Raw genomic sequence first — 18,827 nt, 5'->3', positions numbered from 1 at the left:
TAATAGAAATCAAGTTAAGAATTTACACAAAAATCTATGTATTTATGAAACACTTTATTGTAACTATTGGATTTCTGCTGATGGGCATAGTCCTTTTTGCTCAGAAAAAAGAAATCACGGGAAAAATTACGGAAACCAACGGACTTTCCTTACCCGGAGTAAGTATTATGGAAGAAGGAACATCGAACGGAACAGTTTCCGACTCTGATGGAAACTACCGAATTGAGGTGAGCGAGAACGCAACACTCGTGTTTTCGTTTATTGGCTATACAGCAAAAGAAATACCGCTTGATGGCAACACCCGAGTTAATGTGGTTTTAGAAGAAAATCTTCAGGAAATTGACGAAGTTATTGTTACCGCTCTGGGTATCAGCCAGGAGAAAAAAGCGCTTGGTTATTCTACACAGGAAGTAAAATCGGAAACCATAACCAGTGTTAATGCACCCAACATGGGTAACATGTTAAGCGGCCAGGTGGCAGGTTTAACAGTTGATACCAAAACCGGTATTTTTCAAAGCCCCGATTTTCAACTTCGCGGAAAAGCGCCCCTCATCGTAATTGATGAAGTTCCGGTTGAAACCGACTTTTTTGATGTTTCATCCGCCGACATTGAAAACATTGTGGTATTGAAAGGGCCCACTGCTTCGTCGCTTTACGGATCGCGCGGAAGAAATGGTGCAATTCTAATTACTACCAAAAAAGCCGCTAAAAAAGGTCTTGACATTACCATTTCAAACAGTACCATGATTTCGGCAGGTTATACCGTTTTCCCGGAAACACAAACCGAATACGGAAACGGATCGAATGGCCAGTATGAATTTTGGGACGGACAAGACGGTGGTATCTCGGACGGAGATATGATCTGGGGGCCAAAATTCTCCGACAACCTTGAAATTCCGCAGTGGAACAGCCCGATTTACGACAATGTAACCGGCGAAACTATACCGTGGTGGGGCGATGTTTCGGGAACACAATATGACGATAAATCGCGCTACTCACGGGTTCCAATTCCGTGGGAATACCACAACAACCTGAAGGATTTTATGCGCACGGGCGTGGTTTCAACCACGAATTTCTCCATCGCTTCGAAAAATGAAAAAGCATCAACACGCTTTTCAGGCTTTTACCAATCAGAAAAAGGCAGGGTACCCAACTCGAACCTGAAAACCGGCGGACTAACATTTAACGGTTTGTACAACCTTACTTCAAACCTTACACTCGATGCCAAATTATCGTTCAACAAAGTTTATTCGCCCAATTACCCGCGTTACGGTTACGGCCCCAAAAACCACATGTACACCATTTTAATATGGATGGGCGACGATGTGAATGGACAGGAACTGAAAGAACACATGTATATCCCCGGACAGGAAGGCTACCGCCAGGCCAACTATAACTACGCCTGGTATAACAACGTGTATTTTGCTGCTCACGAGCTGAACCAGAAACACGACCGCAACACCAGTAACGGGCAGGTTAAAATGAAATGGGACATTACCGAAGACCTCAGCCTGCAAGGAAGGAGTTCTGCAGTGTTAAAACATACTTTCGAAGACCGTGAAAGCCCAAAGTCGTACCTGAACTATGGCGATCCGCGCGAAGGGGATTACAAAACATGGAATACGGATCAGGTAAATATCGATAATGATATTTTGCTGTCGTATAAAAAAGATTTCTCCGATAAGTTTGGCTTAAGTGCCAACGCCGGCGCCTCAATGTTCTACAAAAAATACCAGCAGGAATACAATGCTACCGATGGTTTAGTGGTTCCGTGGGTGTACAGTTTAAACAACTCGCTGGGCAATGTAAAAGCATCAACCTACTACCAGGAACGCGAAATACGAAGCGTTTTCGGTACTTTATCAATGGATATGCTGGATGCCTTCTTCCTTACTGTTACTGCACGAAACGACTGGTCTTCAACCTTGCCAGCGTCAAACAATTCGTACTTCTATCCTTCAGTTTCTTTAAGTACCCTCTTATCGAACCTTATTGATCTTCCGGAAGCCGTTGATTATTTAAAATTATACGGATCATGGGCTGTGGTATCAAGTGATTTGAGTCCTTACCAGATCTCGTCGTACTACAGCAACAGCGGAATGTACAATGGAAATTCAAAAGTAAGTTATCCGGGAACGATTGTAAATCCGAATATCAAACCGGAAAAGTCAACTTCGTTTGAATTGGGCTTGTCGTCTGTTTTTTTGAAAAACCGCTTAAGTTTTGATTTGACGTACTACAACATTGTAGACGAAAACCAGATTATTAACCTGGATATTTCGGAAGCCAGTGGTTTCGACTCAAGAAAAGTAAACGGAAACCAATACACAACCAATGGTTTTGAGGTGATGCTAAATGCCAACCCGGTGCGTAAAAGCAATTTCCGCTGGGACCTTGGGTTAAACTGGACAACCAGCGTTAAAAAGCTTACACAAATTTATGGTGGCGAAGAAAAATACGGGAACTATTCGTTGAATGAGCGCATTGATAACTACTATGCCACGGGTTGGATGAAAACTGCCGATGGCCAGCTTATCGTTTCGGCAGAAACCGGTCTGCCATCGAAAGATCCAAATCCGCAACTTTTTGGTCATACCGCTCCGAACTGGATGTTTGGCTTGCAAAACCATTTCAAATACAAAAATCTTTCGTTGGATGTTGACATAGATGGTTCGCTTGGCGGTGTTATACGATCATTATCAGTTGAAAAAATGTGGTGGGGAGGCAAACACCCGAACTCGGTTGAATACCGCGATGCTGAATATGCTGCCGGGCATCCTGTTTATGTTCCCGATGCGGTGAACGTTATTAGTGGCGAACTAACCACCGACACTGAAGGAAACGTAATCTCCGACACACGCGAGTACCAAACCAACGAAACAGCGGTAAGCTGGCAAACATGGTCGCAAAACTATCCGTATCGCGCAAAAGTATCGCAAGACGAAAATGAGACGTTTGCCAATATTTTCGATCGTAGTTATGTAAAGCTTCGAAAAGTGGCATTCAGTTACGACCTCACTACCCTGGTGAATATAAACGCATTCAAAAAAGTTGAAGCCACTGCCTACGGCTACAACCTGGCAATGTGGAAAAAGGCCGACATCATTGATCCTGATTACGGAGATGACAACAACCTGCAGGATCCTTCAACGCGTTATGTTGGTTTGGGATTAACTGTAACATTCTAAAAAACACGAATAATTAAATTTTACGACGATGAAAAAATATATTTTATCAGCAATACTTTTTGTTTGGGGATTCAGCTCATGCAGCGATTTAGAGGAGTTAAACCTGAACCCGAACAATGTACCCGAAACACACCCGCAACTTTTACTTACCGATATTGAATGGAATGCTTTCCAGGTTGAAGGAGTGAGCCCAATGTTTGCCTCGCGAATGGTGGTACAAACCGATGGCGAAAATGCCAACCAGTATTACAACTGGAATCGTGCAGGTTTTGGCGATTATGCGAAGCTTCGGAATATTACAAAAATGATGGAAGAAGCCGAACGCATTGGAAACACCGCTTATACAGCTCTGGGCAAATTTTTCCGCGCCTATTATTTTTATAATCTCACCCTAACTTTTGGCGACATCCCCTACTCCGATGCCTTACAAGGAGAAACCGACGAAATTTATGCCCCGGCTTACGATACGCAAAAAGATATTTTCAAAGGAATACTACAGGAGCTTGAAGATGCTGATGCCCTTTTAGCCAACAACAACAGCATTATTGCCGGCGATATTATTTATAACGGAAGCACAAGCCAGTGGCGCAAATGTATCAACTCGTTTCGTTTAAAAGTGCTTATCACGCTTTCAAAGAAAGAATCGGATTCTGATTTGAATGTAAAAAGCACCTTTGCCGGCATTTACAACAACTCGCCGATTCTTGAATCGAACGACGACAATGGTCAGCTCATTTTTATCGACGAATTGGGAAGTCGTTATACTGAATACAACAGCAGTAGCTATGGTTCGGCCCGTTATATGGACTCAACTTATGTGAAGCGCCTCCAGGACTTGAGCGACCCGCGATTATTTATTTTCTGCGGACAAACACGTAATGCGAAAGAAGCCGGTTTGGCCATCAACGATTTTTCGGCCTACGAAGGTGGAGATCCGATTGCTCCGTATAACGAGGTAAACCTGAAAGCAGCCGCAGGAAAAGTATCGAAGGTAAACCTGAGATACACCACCGACCCAACCACTGAACCGCATGTATTTTTGGGATATACTGAACTGCAACTTATTTTGGCAGAAGCCGCCGTTCGTGGGTGGATCAGTACCTCGGCCAAGGATCACTACGAAAATGCGGTAAAAGCATCGTTTGAGTTTTATAATGCCCATGCTACCGATTTTGCAGAGTATGTAAATGCCGATGCAGCAAACGAATATTTGCAGGTCCAGTTGGTCGATTTTTCCAATGCTTCATCAAACGAAGAGCAATTAAAGCGAATCATGCTTCAGAAATATATTCCTTCGTTTCTGCAAGGCGGATGGCGAATGTACTTCGACCACTTACGCACCGGGTATCCTGAATTTCGGATTGATGGAACCAATACTCCTCCTTTGCGATGGATGTACCCAACCAGCGAATACCAGCAAAACAGCGAACATGTAAGTGCTGCCATTACTACTCAGTTTGGCGAAGGCAAAGATAAAATCAGAGAAACAAGCTGGTGGTTAAAATAATATTCACTCTTTTTTCATAGAAATAAAACTAAAGGTCTGTGTATATTTATGCAGGCCTTTTATAAACTTATTTAAACCACAATTTTTTTATCCAATGAAAACAAAAATTTTCACAGCAATTTTTCTACTAATGGGTATTTCTCTTTTTGCACAAAATGTAAATAACATTCAAATGCCCGAACTCCTGAACAAGAATTCACGCAAAACAATAAACATCCCTGATATTTTGGGCTACCAAACCTTAAAATGCGATTTTCATATGCACACCGTTTTTTCCGATGGAAGTGTGTGGCCTACAATTCGGGTTGACGAAGCGTACAACGAAGGGCTTGATGTGATTGCCATTACCGATCATATTGAACGCCATCCCTCAAAAAAGGATGTTGCCGGAGACGACAATTCATCGTATGAGATTGCTTTGCCACGTGCTCAACAAAAAAATATCATTCTTATAAAAGCCGGTGAGATTACACGAAGCATGGCTCCGGGGCATTTTAATGCTTTATTTTTAAACGACACTCAGGCACTTGACGTGGAAAACTGGCGCGATGCTTTTGCCGAAGCTAAAAAGCAAGGGGCGTATTTTATTTGGAACCACCCGGGGTGGAAAGCTCAGCAACCCGACACCTGCTTGTGGTGGGACGAACACACCGAACTTTTTGAAAACGGAATGCTTCATGCCATTGAAGTTTTTAATGAGAAAGAATGGTACCCAATTGCTCTGGACTGGTGCATGGACAAAAACATTGCACCACATGCTGCATCTGATATTCACGGAATAAACTCAGAAATGTATAACCTGAAAGATTACCACCGTCCGATGACATTGGTATTGGCAAAAGAACGCACGCAGGAATCGATTCGCGAAGCCTTGTTTGCCAACCGCACCGTGGCTTATTTTGGCAATATTCTGACCGGAAAAGAAGAATATCTGAAAGCCATTTTTGAGGCTTCGGTAAAAATTGAATTTTACCGTGAATATGAAAAAGGCAAAACCTACATCATCGCAAATAAATCAGATGTTCCATTTGTTTTATCGTCGGAAGAAGATCTGTTTACCATTCCTGCCAACGGAGAAACAATGGTAAATATTCCTAATGGTTTTAATAATTGGGTTGAAGTGAAAAACCTGCATGTAAAAGGAACTAAAAACCTGAAACTTAAATTGGAATTATAAAATCAATACTTAAACAGTAGCACTAAAAATACGCTATCTCCGTTTTTTTAAAAGAAAGCAGAAAACAATCTGCGAGAGAAGATTTTATTTATTTAATTCGGTATTATATAAAAGAGGAACACCTGGAGTTCCTCTTTTTTTAATCTCAAAAATATCGCGAATAGTATTTATACCCATCCTCTTATCCTTCCCTGCCAGCAAGGAAGGACGATTGGATAGTGGTTCGTAAAAATAAACTTCATCTAATCCATATACGTCGTTGTTTTTAGAGGATAATCGTCTTTCCCTTTATAAAGGGAGAGACAGGAGAGAGGGTAAATTCCAACATTTAACATTGTCAGCAATTCCTATAAATAGTCGTTTCCACTAAACATATTCTTCAAAAAACAGTTCTTCGTTATAAGCAAATTTAAAACATGACCAAAATAAAAAACGAAAGCCATTTTAAAGAACTTTGCGACTGGTGCACCGGTGTAGAACCAAAGCTGGAGAACGTAATCAGGGAATTCGATTACCCTCCGCTGTGGTATCGCAAACCGGATTTTGCCACACTCATCCTAACCATTTTGGAACAGCAGGTTTCGCTCGCATCAGCAAAAGCAGCATACAATAAATTAGAGGATAAAATAAAAAATGTAACACCTGAAAGCCTGTTGAAACTTGCGGACGAAGAGTTGCGCGCCTGTTATTTTAGCCGCCAGAAAATACAATACAGCCGGATTCTTGCCAATGAAATTGTAAGCGGCAAACTTAATCTCGACGAATTAAACGAAATGGATGAAGCTGCCATCCGAAAAATTCTGATAAAACTAAAAGGCATAGGTAACTGGACCATCGATATGTATGTTTTGATGAGTCTTCATTATTCTGATATTTTTCCTCCCGGAGACCTGGCAACCATTAAAGCAGTTTACGAATTGGAGCTTGTTGCACCCGAAGCCACAAAAGAGGAAATTGTTGAGTACATGAAACGTTTTTCGCCCAACCGCTCGGTGGCAACCTATATTCTGTGGCATTTCTACATTCAAAAACGTAAGCTGGTTCTGGAGTAAAAGTTAAAACAGAAAATCACACTGTAAAGATTTTCACTACCTTTAAACCATGCTCGTTTCCAACAAAATCTCAAGAACACTTGAAGGCCCGTATCGTTTTATTGGCTTTTACTTTGTGTTTGTAGCTGCGATATCCTTTTACGAGCAAGCCTGGATCATTTTCAGCATTCACGCTGTTTTGGGTTGGTTTCTTCTTGGCTCTTATTCAGGTGTTGATATCGACACCGAAAAAAAACTGTTCCGAAGTTTTAATATGTGGTTTGGACTTGTAAAAACCGGGAAATGGGAACCCGTTGGCAAATACATTGGCCTTACATTGGTATCGATGAACAAGGTATACAGTTTGTACAGCCGATCGAACCGCAATATAACTTCCGGCAAGAAAGAGTTCAGAGTTTATTTTGTGAATAAAAAGAAACGACCCTCCATTGCTGTAAAAAAATGTAAAACAAACGAAGACGCGCAACGAGGGATGGACGAACTGGCCATTTGGCTGCATTTGCCGGTTTACAGTACAAAGCATTAAACTTTTATTTGTAGTGCAACGTTAATTCTCCATAACAGCGATATATTATTTCCCCCGATTTTCCGTTATTTATTCAAACAAACTCAGAACAAAAGAAACATGAAGACTCTTCTCAGTATAATTCTCCTGGTATTTATTGTTTCAACCTCCTTTGGTCAAAGCAAAAAACGCAATAAGGTAAAACGCAAATACCGAAATGTTGAAGCCGTTTCGCGTGAACAGCCAACTGTTTATGTACGTGGTTCGGTATACGACAGCGATTACAACCTGCTACCCGGTGCCACGGTTACAATTGACGGGACTTATAAAGGAGTGAACACGAACGAAGACGGTGAATATTTTATCACGAACCTGGAACCGGGAAGAGCACGAATCCGGGTTTCGTTTATCGGTTATGAAACCCATACTGCTGATATTATTCTACAGGAAGGCCGGAATGAAAAGAATGTAATGCTACCTACAGCCGACATCCATCTGGAACCGATACTGGTAAGCGCACAAAAACGTGAGCAACAATTGCTTGATGTTCCAACAGCCATTTCATCGGTAAGCAACCAACTGATGAATGAGGCCAACATCACCGAGCTAAGCACACTGGGTGAATTTGTTCCGGGATTATACGTACGCGAGCAGGGCGCCAACCGCCCCACTTTTGCCATTCGCGGACTAAGCAGCGATGAAGTTAGTCCCAGCGCCCAACCACGTGTTTCGGTATTTTTTAATAATGTGCCTGTAAACCGGGCCAATTCAGCTTCGCTCGAGCTGTACGATATGGATCGTATGGAAGTGCTAAAAGGACCGCAAAACACGCTTTTCGGACGTGGTGCACAGGCCGGAGCTGTTCACTACGTTAGCAAAATGCCGGAGAATAAATATTACGGAAGCATTACCGCCGGATTGGGAGATTACGGGCTGCAAGAATACAGGGGAATGATTAATGCGCCGATAATCGAGAATAAATTGATGATGCGTGCTGCAGGAATTTACACTACGCGCGATGGTTATGTGGAGAATACTTTTGGCGGCGACCTGATGGGTAAAGAAACCATTGCCGGACGTTTTTCTTTGCGCTTCAAGCCACAATGGAACCATCGTTTTGATGTGGTGGTAAATTACCAGAAAGACGATACACCGGGAATAGCATTTATGCCCGCTGGTCTGCCAAATACAAATGGCGATATTGGCATTTTTAGTGGCGTAGCATCGCACGAGCAGGGCAAAAACCTTGGAACCGGAAAAGAAATTTTTGATGCAACACTGAACTACCGCCTTTACATGAGCGAACATACTTACTGGACCAGTATCACTTCGTATCGAAAAACAGATGCCACATCACGGTGGGATGGCGACGGTACGGCCTCGGCGGCCATCGATATGGCAGAATATGCCGGATCATCACAATTTTACCAGGAAATTCGTGGAAACTTCTCGCAGAACAGCCGTTTGAACGGTTCGCTGGGAGGAAGCTTTTGGAGGGAAAAAGCCGACCAGACTTACTGGTTCTCGCCCAATGAGCAGCATTTAGCCAATCTAATGCTGGCAAGTCCTCCAATGCCATTAGTGGATGCCAGTGGTCAGCCAATTTCAATTCAGGCAATACCCAATTATGATCCTGATCTGGACACAACGATTTACATCCCTCTTCCAACAAATCATCAGGAAGAAATGTACAGCCAGGCCAACAACATGGCAGTGGAAGGTTTTATGGATATCAACTACCAGGTTTCGCGGAAGATTTTTGTTTCGGCAGGAGTACGGATGGTTTACGACCGTTATAAACTGAACAGTGAATCTTCTTTTGTAAGCGGCTCGCCTTCAACACTGGGAATGTATACAGGTAATGCTCCCAACGTTTTCTTTTTGCCCTATGATTCAAAGGAGATCAAAAAAAATACAATTTCGTATACCTGGCGCGGAGGGTTAAAATACCGCTTTAACGAATACGGAAATATTTATGCCAACTACTCGCGCGGACGCCGGCCTGCCGTATTGCAGTTTACCTCAACAGGAGAAGAGGAAGTTCTGGAGCCGGAAATCCTCGACAATTATGAACTGGGCTTTAAAGCAGCGTTTTACGACCGCGTGTACTTTGATGTAACAGGTTTTTATTCGCTTTACAAAGATTTTCAAACCCGCGCGTGGGTGGCCGACAGTCAATCGGGCGAATACAACCTGCTATTTAAAGATGGTGGGCAGGCAACATCATACGGTGCCGAGGCAAATATACAAGTAGCCATAATCGAGCAACTTGACCTGTTTGCCAATTACGCCTGGTTAAAAACTGAGTTCGACTCTACCGATGTAGATGGAGCTGCACAGCTATATTCAGGCAATGTGTTTAGCCTGGCACCGGAACACAGTTTTGCCGTAGGGTTGAATGCACGCGTGAACATTACTCCCAACATTAAGCTGTTTGTAACGCCAACGTATTCGTATAAATCGCACATGTATTTTGAGGATGCCAACACTCCCGGACTGGAACAGGATGCTTATGGATTGCTGAATATTAACGGCGGGCTTGAACTGGCCGATCCGAACATCCGATTAACGGTTTGGGCCAACAACGTGCTCGACGAACGGTTTATTACCAGCGCCGGAAACACCGGAAGCCTGTTTGGTGTACCCACTTTTGTGCCGGGCTCTCCACAAATGATCGGTACTAAACTGACCTGGAATTTTACCAAAGAGGACCGGCGTAGAAGGAGAAGGTAATCGCGTTGGTACCGTTAAATTATAATCCGTTAAGTTTCGATTCGATCAAACTGAACGAATTAAACTTACCTTTGCGCCATGTCAGGAAAAAAGAAGAACCAGAAAAATATTCTCAGCAAGCTAAATATTGAGAAGCTTAATCCGATGCAGGAGGAAGCAAAACTTGCCATTCATAAAGCCGATAACACCATTTTACTTTCGCCAACCGGTACAGGAAAAACGCTGGCCTTTATGTTACCCATTGTTGCCGAACTCGATCCGGATTGCGAATTTGTTCAGGTGCTCATTTTGGTTCCTTCGCGCGAACTGGCAATACAAATTGAGCAGGTTACCCGCGACATGGGTACCGGTTACAAATGCAATGCTTTTTACGGTGGACGGAATTTTAGTAAAGACCGCATTGATTTAAACCGGCCACCGGCCATTTTAATTGGCACGCCGGGTAGAATTGCCGACCACATGCGCCGTGAAACGTTTTACACGCACAAAATAAAAACGCTGGTGCTTGATGAGTTTGATAAATCGCTGGAAATTGGTTTTGAAAAAGACATGCAAGACATTGTTTCTTTCCTTCCCGAAGTAGAGAAAAAGGTGCTTACATCGGCGACTCATCGTGTGCGCATCCCCGATTTTCTGGCGTTTAAAAATCCGCTAAGCGTTAATTTCCTTAAGGATGAGATTCCTGAGCTGGAGATAAAAACAATTGTTTCGCCCGAAAAAGATAAATTGGAAACACTGGTAAAAGCACTGCGCCATTTAGGCAACCAACCCGGGATTATCTTTTGCAATTTTAAAGAATCGATTGACCGGGTTAGTACATATCTTACTGAAAACGGGATTAGCCACGGTACTTTTTACGGCGGAATGGAACAAACCGACCGCGAGCGGGTACTGATTAAATTCAGAAACGGGACATACCGTTTAATTGTTGCAACCGATCTGGCAGCACGTGGATTAGATATTCCGGAGTTAAAATTTATTCTGCACTACCATCTCCCCTTACGTTTTCAGGAGTTTACACACCGCAACGGGCGAACGGCACGAATGCACAGTGAAGGAACCGCATATATACTTAAATGGGAAGGTGAAGATTATCCAGAATTTATTCAACCTACCGAAATTGAAGAACTTACAGAGGCAGCTCTCCCTACCACATCAGGATGGGATACACTTTTTGTTTCGGGTGGTCGAAAAGATAAAATCTCGAAAGGCGATATTGCCGGATTATTTTTTAAACAGGGCAAACTCGGTAAAGATGAATTGGGCGTGATCGAATTAAAACACGACTGCGCTTTTGTAGCCGTTCGATCGGATAAGGTTGAGTCAGTAATTGCAGAAGTCAGTAACACTAAATTGAAAAATAAAAAAGTACGCATTTCGCTTATTTAATAATACGCTCTACACACCTCTTCTTTGCTAATTTATTTTCCTTGATTTAATTTTTGTACTCCGTAAGTTCAACAACTTATTCGCCTGGTTTTAGAATCCGAAACCGTAAAATTCTTCCGGAATCTGAAGCGGTTTCAACAGACGAAATCCCGTAACCTTTTTCATAATATTTATGTAAAAAAAGATACGATTATATTTTGAACAACGGCAAGAGTAGCAAAACAAACAAGTTATTATGAAAACAATGCAGGAAGATATCAGGCTTTTGGTTATTGCAGTCGGTATATTGTTACTGTCAATCCTTTTTTTACTCATCGTTACGCCCGGAGTGTATACCAAAACTCTACCCGATGAAAATAACACAGGAGCTTTAATAGGAATATCACTGGCCATTGGTTTTCGGTTGGTACTCTTGTTTGGCTATTTGCGCATAATAAAAAGAATCAGGCAAAACTTCAACATTCGTATTGGCAACTACATCGTAATCGGGGTACTTCTGCTTATTTTAGGCTTAATAGATACCGATGGTGCATTTGCATACCTACACAATACCGATGTTCTTTACATTTCCATTCTAATATTCGTAAGTATAGCCTGCGACATAACAGCCGCCATACTTACATTTATTGCGGCTTCATTAAAACATAAAAATATTTCAGAAATCGTAACTCCCGATAAAATGTTGTTGTATGGATTTGTTGTTGGTGTAGGCGTAGTTATGATGATTCTTTTTGCCTTTCCATGGGGGATAATTCTTTCGGTGGCTTTTTGGATTTATTTGGGAATAACAACGCGTAAAAAGCAATCGTTTTTCTCGCAAGAAATTGAAGCCACGCGTGCTGAAAAACTTCAGAAAAGGTTAAAAGGGCTGTTGGCAATTGCAGCCATCTCGCTTACTGTAGCCATCGCCGGCTTAGTTATACACAAAATACACTCGGGTAATACAGGAGGTGAAGAATCACCATTTTTCTATATTGGAGTTATTGCCGAGTACTTTTTTGTTATGGCATCCGCCGGGGGTATTATCACCTTTCTTAAAGGGCAACAAAAGCCACAATAAAGAAAATCGGGAGCATCTCATGAAATGAATTGACCCGGCACCATTGAAAATCATTCCCCGTTGGTTTCTGCGATTATTTCATTTATCAGCTTTACTGAATCGCGGATACAACCTTCACATACTTCCTTTTTCAGGTTATTGGTTCTGAAATAATTCTGGCCTTCGTCGGTGTTTAAGTCGCAATTGATTAATGCCTTGCAAACCGTTGTTCCTTTCTGCTGCGTAAACCGATTATGAAACGATTGAACCATACCATAGGTCTTTTCCACTCTTTCCGGGTTATCTTTCGAATTGGCGTTAACCAAACCAAAAATCATATAGGCTGCTGATACGGCTCCACAAGTTTCCTGCAGCCGGCCCATGCCGCCACCAAATCCACACGATAGATTAATTGCGACTTCTCTATCTACTTGTAATACAACGGAATAAGCGATCAGGACAGATTGCGCACAATTATAATCCTGCCAGAAAAGCCCGGCTGCTTTATTACTAAGCTCGTAGTTGTCTAAAAGTTTGTTCATAGTTTCGATTTTTAATTTGCCTGTTATGCCTCGCCGTCAATGACAGTTTTAATTTTTTTTGTTTCTGTATCGAATAATAGCAAGCCTTCAGTTTTTGCGTCAAGTTGCCCCATCAGCTCCCCTTTTTCACTCCATACCGATGATCTTCCGGCGCATTCGTAACCTCCTGAACGCCCCACATAATTGGACATAAGTGTTACCAGATTTTTGGTTTTTGCCATGCCTGAAAGTTTTTTAATTTCTGCCTCAATTCCTGCAACCGAACTTAAAACGCTTGCAATATAAATTGTTGCATTATTCTGGCTGGCATACTCCCAGTGTGCGTCATTTGAGGCTTCGTAGCAAATGGCGGGCGACACTACTTCTGTTTCAAGGTTAAGTACCATTGGATTTTTGGCTGCGGTAAAAAACGGTTCTTCCGGAGGGTACAAATATAGTTTCGAATAGGTTATTCGATCGGTATGAGGCTGAAAAATAATCATGCTGATAAATACATTGTCCGATTTTCGTGTTGGTAATCCAACTCCGATGGTAATGCAGCTCTCATCACTTAATCGTTGCATTTCATCCAGTCTTTTGTCATCCTGGTTGGTAGCCAACTCCCCGGCCAGCTCCCTTTCGTAGCCGGTTAACGATAATTCAGGAAATACCACCATGTCGGCTTCATTTCGAATGGCCTGTTTTATCCACTTAAGATGAGTCTCAACATTTTTTTCAATGTTGCCTTTTACGGCCTCAATTTGTGCAACAGCTACTCTCATTGTGTTTTTTTAATCGTTTATGTTCGGTTATACTTGTTTTGGTGCAAGGCTTTTCGTGTTTTCCGGATCGGCACTTCTATTTTGTTTTTAAGACGTAAAACAGGAAAATCAAAATTAATTAATCGCTGTAATTCTTAATCAGAAATTCGGCGAAATATTATTTTTTAAGTTACAAATTGTCTTTTCTAATTTAAACACTTGTGATTATTATTGTAGCATCAGATGATAAAAATTGTGGGTCTAAAAAACCGTATGACCTGCCAGGTGTTGTTCGCCATTTTCGAATCAAAAAAACGGCAACAAAAAAAGGGAAGCGTTTGCTTCCCTTTTTTTGTATCTAATTCAATGAATTATCTTTCAGCTTTTTTTCTTGACGAGTAGTTGATGTTCAGTGCAGCCGATTTACGCAGCTCTTGCTTTACATCACCTACAATACTCATTCTTGTATTCTCATCAATTTTCAACGAAGTAACCATAAATGGTTGTTCAGCCTCATCTCTGGCTTCGCGCTCAGCAATAACGAAATCTTGTACTTCATCTACTGTTGCGAATTGATCGTTCAACTGAATACGTGGTGCCTTACCAAACGTTTTTTGATACGTAGGTAGTGGTTCACCAATATAAATGTAACTTACTAAAGATTTCTTTTCCAGTTTGCTCAATTCTGTAGCTTCCGGAATACGCATTTTAACCTTTAGTGTTACCTCACGCATTGTTGTACTAACCATAAAGAAGAACAGAAGCATGAACACAATGTCAGGCAACGAGGCCGTTGAAATAGGAGGTAATTCCTTACCATCATCTTTTCTAAACTTGCTCATAATCTATTCTTTTAAATTTTACCTTTTGGTTCAGCTTCCGAGATTTTCTGCGGATAAATCTTTCTGATGGCATCTTGTTTGTCATCTTCAAGATCTTCGTATGCTTTACCAAACTGTTGTTTAGCCAACTCGTCTCTTAATTCATTAATGGCAGCAACCAGTTCGTTTTGAACAGCGAGATAGGTTCCATATTGAGTATCCAAGTCGTTTCGTAGCGAAATTACCCCTTTGGTTACCATAACTTGTCCGAAGTATGGTACCTCCACTGGTTCTTTCTCAGGCAAGTTTTCAGCATTATATGGGTTCGCCATAAATTCTTTTGCCCTTTCACGCAAGTTCTCAATTTGTTCGTAGTCTCCTTCTACCAATAGGTCGTTATTTTTGTTAACAAGCACAACGAAGATATTTCTTTCGTTGATTTCGTTATTCTGATCCTTTAATTCGTCAGGATCAACCCATTGCGGAAGTTTTCTTCGAAGACCGCTGTCAACGTCCATCGTGGTTGTTACCAGGAAGAAGATCAGCAACATAAATGCAATATCTGCTAACGATGCTGCCGGTATTTCAGGTATTTTCTTAGCCATAACTTTTTCCTGTTTTAATTACCACGATTAAACTTATCTAAACAAACGCATTACTGCTGATGATGCAACCGACAATACTGCCAATCCTAAAAGGATATAAGTTGCATACAGCCCGGTGTCTGTCAATTTTGCTACTTTCTCATTTAAGGTTCCGTCTGCCAAAAATTTGTCAACTCCTATAAATTGTGGAATTTCAGGAGAAGCCAATAAGTAGGCTACGACAACCACCACTGCCATGAATCCCAGGGAAATAAGCCCTGATTTTGCAGCTTTTTTGTCGGTGAACATGTGGAACAGTCCTGAAAGAACTGCAACACCGGCACCAACAGCTACAAGTATGTAGCTCCATACCAAGTTGGAATTAATCCAACGCCCCATAGTAGGGTCTGTATCTACATCACTTATGTTTACAAATAACGACACAAGAAGAATGGTAGAAACAATGATAAGAGCCCATAGTATGATAGTTACTATTTTTGCTGTTTTACCCATTTCTCTACTCCTTATTTTTGCATGTTATGTTTTACCAACAAGTCTAACAACGAGATAGAAGCATCTTCCATGTTGTTAATGATGCTATCGATTTTAGCTACACAGTAGTTGTAGAAAATCTGAAGAATAATAGCAACCACAAGACCTGATACAGTTGTAATCAAAGCTACTTTAATACCACCAGCCACAAGAGATGGGCTAATGTCACCAGCTACCTCGATAGCATCGAAAGCGCCAATCATACCGATTACTGTACCCATGAAACCTAACATAGGAGCCAAAGCGATGAAAAGTGCGATCCAGCTTAATCCTTTTTCCAAAAGACCGGCTTGAACACCACCGTAAGAAATAACTGTTTTTTCAACTACATCGATACCATGATCGAAACGATCAAGACCTTGGTAGAAAATACTGGCTACCGGTCCGCGAGTAGTACGACATACTTCTTTTGCAGCCTCTACACCACCACTTTCTAATGCTTCTTCAACACTAGCCAACAGTTTTTTAGTATTACTGGTTGCAAGGTTAAGGTAAAGAACTCTTTCAATTGCAAAGGCAAGACCTAAAATAAGGGCTACCAATACGAAGCTCATGAAAGCAGGATCACCTTCAATAAATTTTTGTTTCATCTGACTGTGAAGTGATTTTCCTTCTTCTGCAGCGGCTGCAGCATCTTCTTCAGCTATTGCAGCAGATGTTTGCTCTACTTGTTCAGTAGCAGTTTCTGTGGCAGCTGCTTCTTCCTCCTGAGCAAGCGCTACATTCGATGCCATAAAAAACAGCATCCCAAATACGGCTATTAACGCGAATAGTCTTTTCATAATTGATTTGAATTTTTAATTAATAATCTCTTTGAATTTGTTTTTGTATTGATTTTTAAAATATTAATCCATTGTCCCACAAAAAACATGCCTCTATTCAAAAGCTTGTTTCCATTTTTAATGAACGTCCCATTTTTGCGGAGAGAGAGGGATTCGAACCCTCGGTACCCTTTCGGGGTACACACGCTTTCCAGGCGTGCCAGTTCAGCCACTCCTGCACCTCTCCAGTTTTCATTAGCGCGGCCTCCCAAAAATGAGGGCTGCAAATTAATAAAAAATTGTGAAAAAAAAACTTTGCTATTCACTAATTTCCCCGCGCAGACTTTTATTGAGATACATTTTGATTTCTTCAGGTTTAAGGCCTTGCCCGAGCAAAAACATCAGCTTGGTAACTGCCGCTTCAGTAGTCATATCTTTTGCCGAAACTACCCCTGCATTTAGTAACTCAACACTTGTTTGATACTGCCCCATTACCACTTTACCTCCCTGGCACTGCGTAACATTCAATACCACAATGCCCCTTTTAATGGCCCTTTTAATTGCGTTAATCAACCAGCGCGATGTAGGCACATTGCCGGAGCCAAAGGTCTCGAGCACAACACCTTTTAACCCGGGAGTATTCAGCACCGAGTTAAAAACGTTCTGGTTAATCCCCGGAAATATTTTCAGGATAACCACATTGTCATCAAAATCGGTGTTTACCTTTAAAATCCCTTTATTTTCAGGATAATGAATAAACTCGATACTATATTTTATGTCGATACCGGCCACAGCCAATGCCGGATAATTCACCGAACGAAACGCACTAAACAATTCGGCATCGCGTTTTAAGGTGCGGTTTCCGCGGTACAATTTAAAATCAAAATAAATACACACTTCAGGTACCAGGCATTCTCCCTGAACTTTTTCGGCTGCAATTTCAACTGCAGTTATCAGGTTTTCCTTTCCATCGGTACGGATTACACCAATGGGCAGTTGCGAGCCGGTAAAAATGATTGGTTTATCCAGATTCTCGAACATATAACTTAAGGCCGAAGCAGTATAAGCCATCGTGTCGGTTCCGTGAAGAACAACAAAACCATCGTATGCATTATAATGCCGCTCGATAGTTTTGGCAATTTTAATCCACGAAATCGGATTCATATTAGAAGAATCGAGAGCCGGATTAAAAGTGATGGTCTTTATTATGAAATCAAACTTCTTCAACTCAGGAACCACCTCCTGGATTTTATCAAACTTCACCGGTTTCAAGGCACCATTTTTGGCATCCTGAACCATACCAATGGTACCTCCGGTATATATTATTAATATAGAAGTCTTTTTGGCAGCTCTTGCGGTCATTGCAGTTTTTAATTAGGACTGCAAGTTATCAAATTCCGAATAAATTACGGGCATTGGTTGTGGTAATTTCGGCAAGACGAGTTAGCGGTAAGCGGTATACATCAGCAACTTTCTGGGCTACATGAATAAGATAGGAACTCTCGTTGCGTTTACCTCTTTTTGGAACCGGTGCCAGATAAGGTGAATCGGTTTCGAGGACCAGGTGATGCGGGTCGATTTCTTTGATTACTTCACCGAGGTTGCTGTTTTTAAAAGTAACAACTCCACCAATTCCGAGCAAAAATCCCAGTTCTGTTATTTTTTGCGCTTCCTCCACCGTTCCGCTAAAACAATGAAAAATTCCGCGCAATGTTCCGTCTTGCTCTTCTTTTACAATTTCGTAGGTTTGATCGAATGACTTTCGAACATGCACAACAATGGGCAGGTTTAACTTTTTTGCCAAACGTATCTGATACCGGAAAGCCTCTTTTTGTTCCTGTTCATATTTGCTTTCCCAATACAAATCAATACCTATCTCGCCAATACCATAAAATTTGCGTCGTTGCAACCAGTATTCAATGGCTTCCAACTCCTCTTCGTAGTCTTCTTCTACCGAGGTTGGATGCAACCCAATAAGCGGGAAACATAAATTTGGATAAGCCCCGGCCAGATCGAGCATATGTTTTATCGAGCCGGAATCAATGTTCGGCAGAATAATCTTTTTGATTCCACTCTCATCGGCCCGCTTTAATGCTTCGTCGCGATCGTGAATAAAATCCTCTGAATATATATGCGAATGTGTATCTATTAACATCTAGGTACGTTTACCTTAAGCTAACTGTTGCCAGTTCTCCTATCTATCCTTTATTTATACTTTTAATATTCTGTGAAACCAG

Annotated in this window: 16 protein-coding genes and 1 tRNA gene; 8 read left to right on the top strand and 9 right to left on the bottom strand. The window is 41.6% G+C overall.

What is annotated here, in order from left to right; all coding sequences use genetic code 11:
• Positions 1-44: 44 nt before the first annotated feature.
• The 8 genes from LH29_RS04415 to LH29_RS04380 all read left to right on the top strand — a co-directional run bounded on the left by LH29_RS04415 (position 45) and on the right by LH29_RS04380 (position 12,611).
• Entirely contained in the window at positions 45-3,188 is a 3,144-nt protein-coding gene (locus tag LH29_RS04415; RefSeq protein ID WP_045026269.1) for a SusC/RagA family TonB-linked outer membrane protein, read from the top strand.
• A 28-nt stretch (positions 3,189-3,216) separates the two neighbouring features.
• Positions 3,217-4,695 (top strand): SusD/RagB family nutrient-binding outer membrane lipoprotein, encoded by a 1,479-nt coding sequence (locus tag LH29_RS04410; protein WP_045026268.1) that lies wholly within the window; start codon positions 3,217-3,219, stop codon positions 4,693-4,695.
• Positions 4,696-4,789: 94 nt separating this feature from the next.
• Complete coding sequence (locus LH29_RS04405) at positions 4,790-5,872, top strand: PHP domain-containing protein (protein ID WP_045026267.1); 1,083 nt, start codon at positions 4,790-4,792, stop codon at positions 5,870-5,872.
• A gap of 416 nt (positions 5,873-6,288) precedes the next feature.
• Entirely contained in the window at positions 6,289-6,924 is a 636-nt protein-coding gene (locus LH29_RS04400; RefSeq protein WP_052670601.1) for a DNA-3-methyladenine glycosylase family protein, read from the top strand.
• Positions 6,925-6,973: 49 nt separating this feature from the next.
• A complete protein-coding gene (locus tag LH29_RS04395; protein ID WP_045026266.1) occupies positions 6,974-7,450 on the top strand; it encodes a hypothetical protein in 477 nt (158 codons plus the stop codon).
• 99 nt (positions 7,451-7,549) lie between these two features.
• The gene (locus LH29_RS04390) at positions 7,550-10,162 is read left to right on the top strand and encodes a TonB-dependent receptor (protein WP_045026265.1); all 2,613 of its coding nucleotides are present in this window, start codon (positions 7,550-7,552) and stop codon (positions 10,160-10,162) included.
• 78 nt (positions 10,163-10,240) lie between these two features.
• Positions 10,241-11,551, top strand: a complete 1,311-nt coding sequence (locus LH29_RS04385) for a DEAD/DEAH box helicase (RefSeq protein ID WP_045026264.1) — start codon at positions 10,241-10,243, stop codon at positions 11,549-11,551.
• A 235-nt stretch (positions 11,552-11,786) separates the two neighbouring features.
• Positions 11,787-12,611 (top strand): hypothetical protein, encoded by an 825-nt coding sequence (locus LH29_RS04380; RefSeq protein ID WP_045026263.1) that lies wholly within the window; start codon positions 11,787-11,789, stop codon positions 12,609-12,611.
• Positions 12,612-12,661: 50 nt separating this feature from the next.
• On the opposite strand, the gene LH29_RS04375 is transcribed toward LH29_RS04380, so the two are convergent.
• The 9 genes from LH29_RS04375 to LH29_RS04335 form a co-directional block, all read right to left on the bottom strand.
• Positions 12,662-13,132, bottom strand: a complete 471-nt coding sequence (locus LH29_RS04375; RefSeq protein ID WP_045026262.1) for a C-GCAxxG-C-C family protein — start codon at positions 13,130-13,132, stop codon at positions 12,662-12,664.
• A gap of 23 nt (positions 13,133-13,155) precedes the next feature.
• Positions 13,156-13,893 (bottom strand): carbon-nitrogen hydrolase family protein, encoded by a 738-nt coding sequence (locus LH29_RS04370; RefSeq protein WP_045026261.1) that lies wholly within the window; start codon positions 13,891-13,893, stop codon positions 13,156-13,158.
• Between the two features lie 350 nt (positions 13,894-14,243).
• Complete coding sequence (locus LH29_RS04365; RefSeq protein WP_045026260.1) at positions 14,244-14,714, bottom strand: ExbD/TolR family protein; 471 nt, start codon at positions 14,712-14,714, stop codon at positions 14,244-14,246.
• An 11-nt stretch (positions 14,715-14,725) separates the two neighbouring features.
• Positions 14,726-15,298, bottom strand: coding sequence for an ExbD/TolR family protein (locus tag LH29_RS04360; protein ID WP_045026259.1), 573 nt, complete (start codon positions 15,296-15,298; stop codon positions 14,726-14,728).
• 33 nt (positions 15,299-15,331) lie between these two features.
• Positions 15,332-15,790 (bottom strand): hypothetical protein, encoded by a 459-nt coding sequence (locus LH29_RS04355; RefSeq protein WP_157493560.1) that lies wholly within the window; start codon positions 15,788-15,790, stop codon positions 15,332-15,334.
• An 11-nt stretch (positions 15,791-15,801) separates the two neighbouring features.
• A complete protein-coding gene (locus tag LH29_RS04350; protein ID WP_045026257.1) occupies positions 15,802-16,611 on the bottom strand; it encodes a MotA/TolQ/ExbB proton channel family protein in 810 nt (269 codons plus the stop codon).
• A gap of 138 nt (positions 16,612-16,749) precedes the next feature.
• Positions 16,750-16,837, bottom strand: a tRNA-Ser gene (locus LH29_RS04345).
• 71 nt (positions 16,838-16,908) lie between these two features.
• Positions 16,909-17,952: an asparaginase gene (locus LH29_RS04340; RefSeq protein WP_045026256.1), complete on the bottom strand. Its 1,044-nt coding sequence runs from the start codon at positions 17,950-17,952 to the stop codon at positions 16,909-16,911.
• 28 nt (positions 17,953-17,980) lie between these two features.
• On the bottom strand, positions 17,981-18,745 hold the full coding sequence (locus LH29_RS04335; RefSeq protein ID WP_045026255.1) for a TatD family hydrolase: 765 nt from the start codon (positions 18,743-18,745) through the stop codon (positions 17,981-17,983).
• Positions 18,746-18,827 lie beyond the last annotated feature (82 nt).

Origin of the sequence: Draconibacterium sediminis (assembly GCF_000949475.1) — a bacterium.
GTDB classification, from domain to species: domain Bacteria; phylum Bacteroidota; class Bacteroidia; order Bacteroidales; family Prolixibacteraceae; genus Draconibacterium; species Draconibacterium sediminis.
This window is presented reverse-complemented; position numbering and strand designations above follow the sequence as displayed.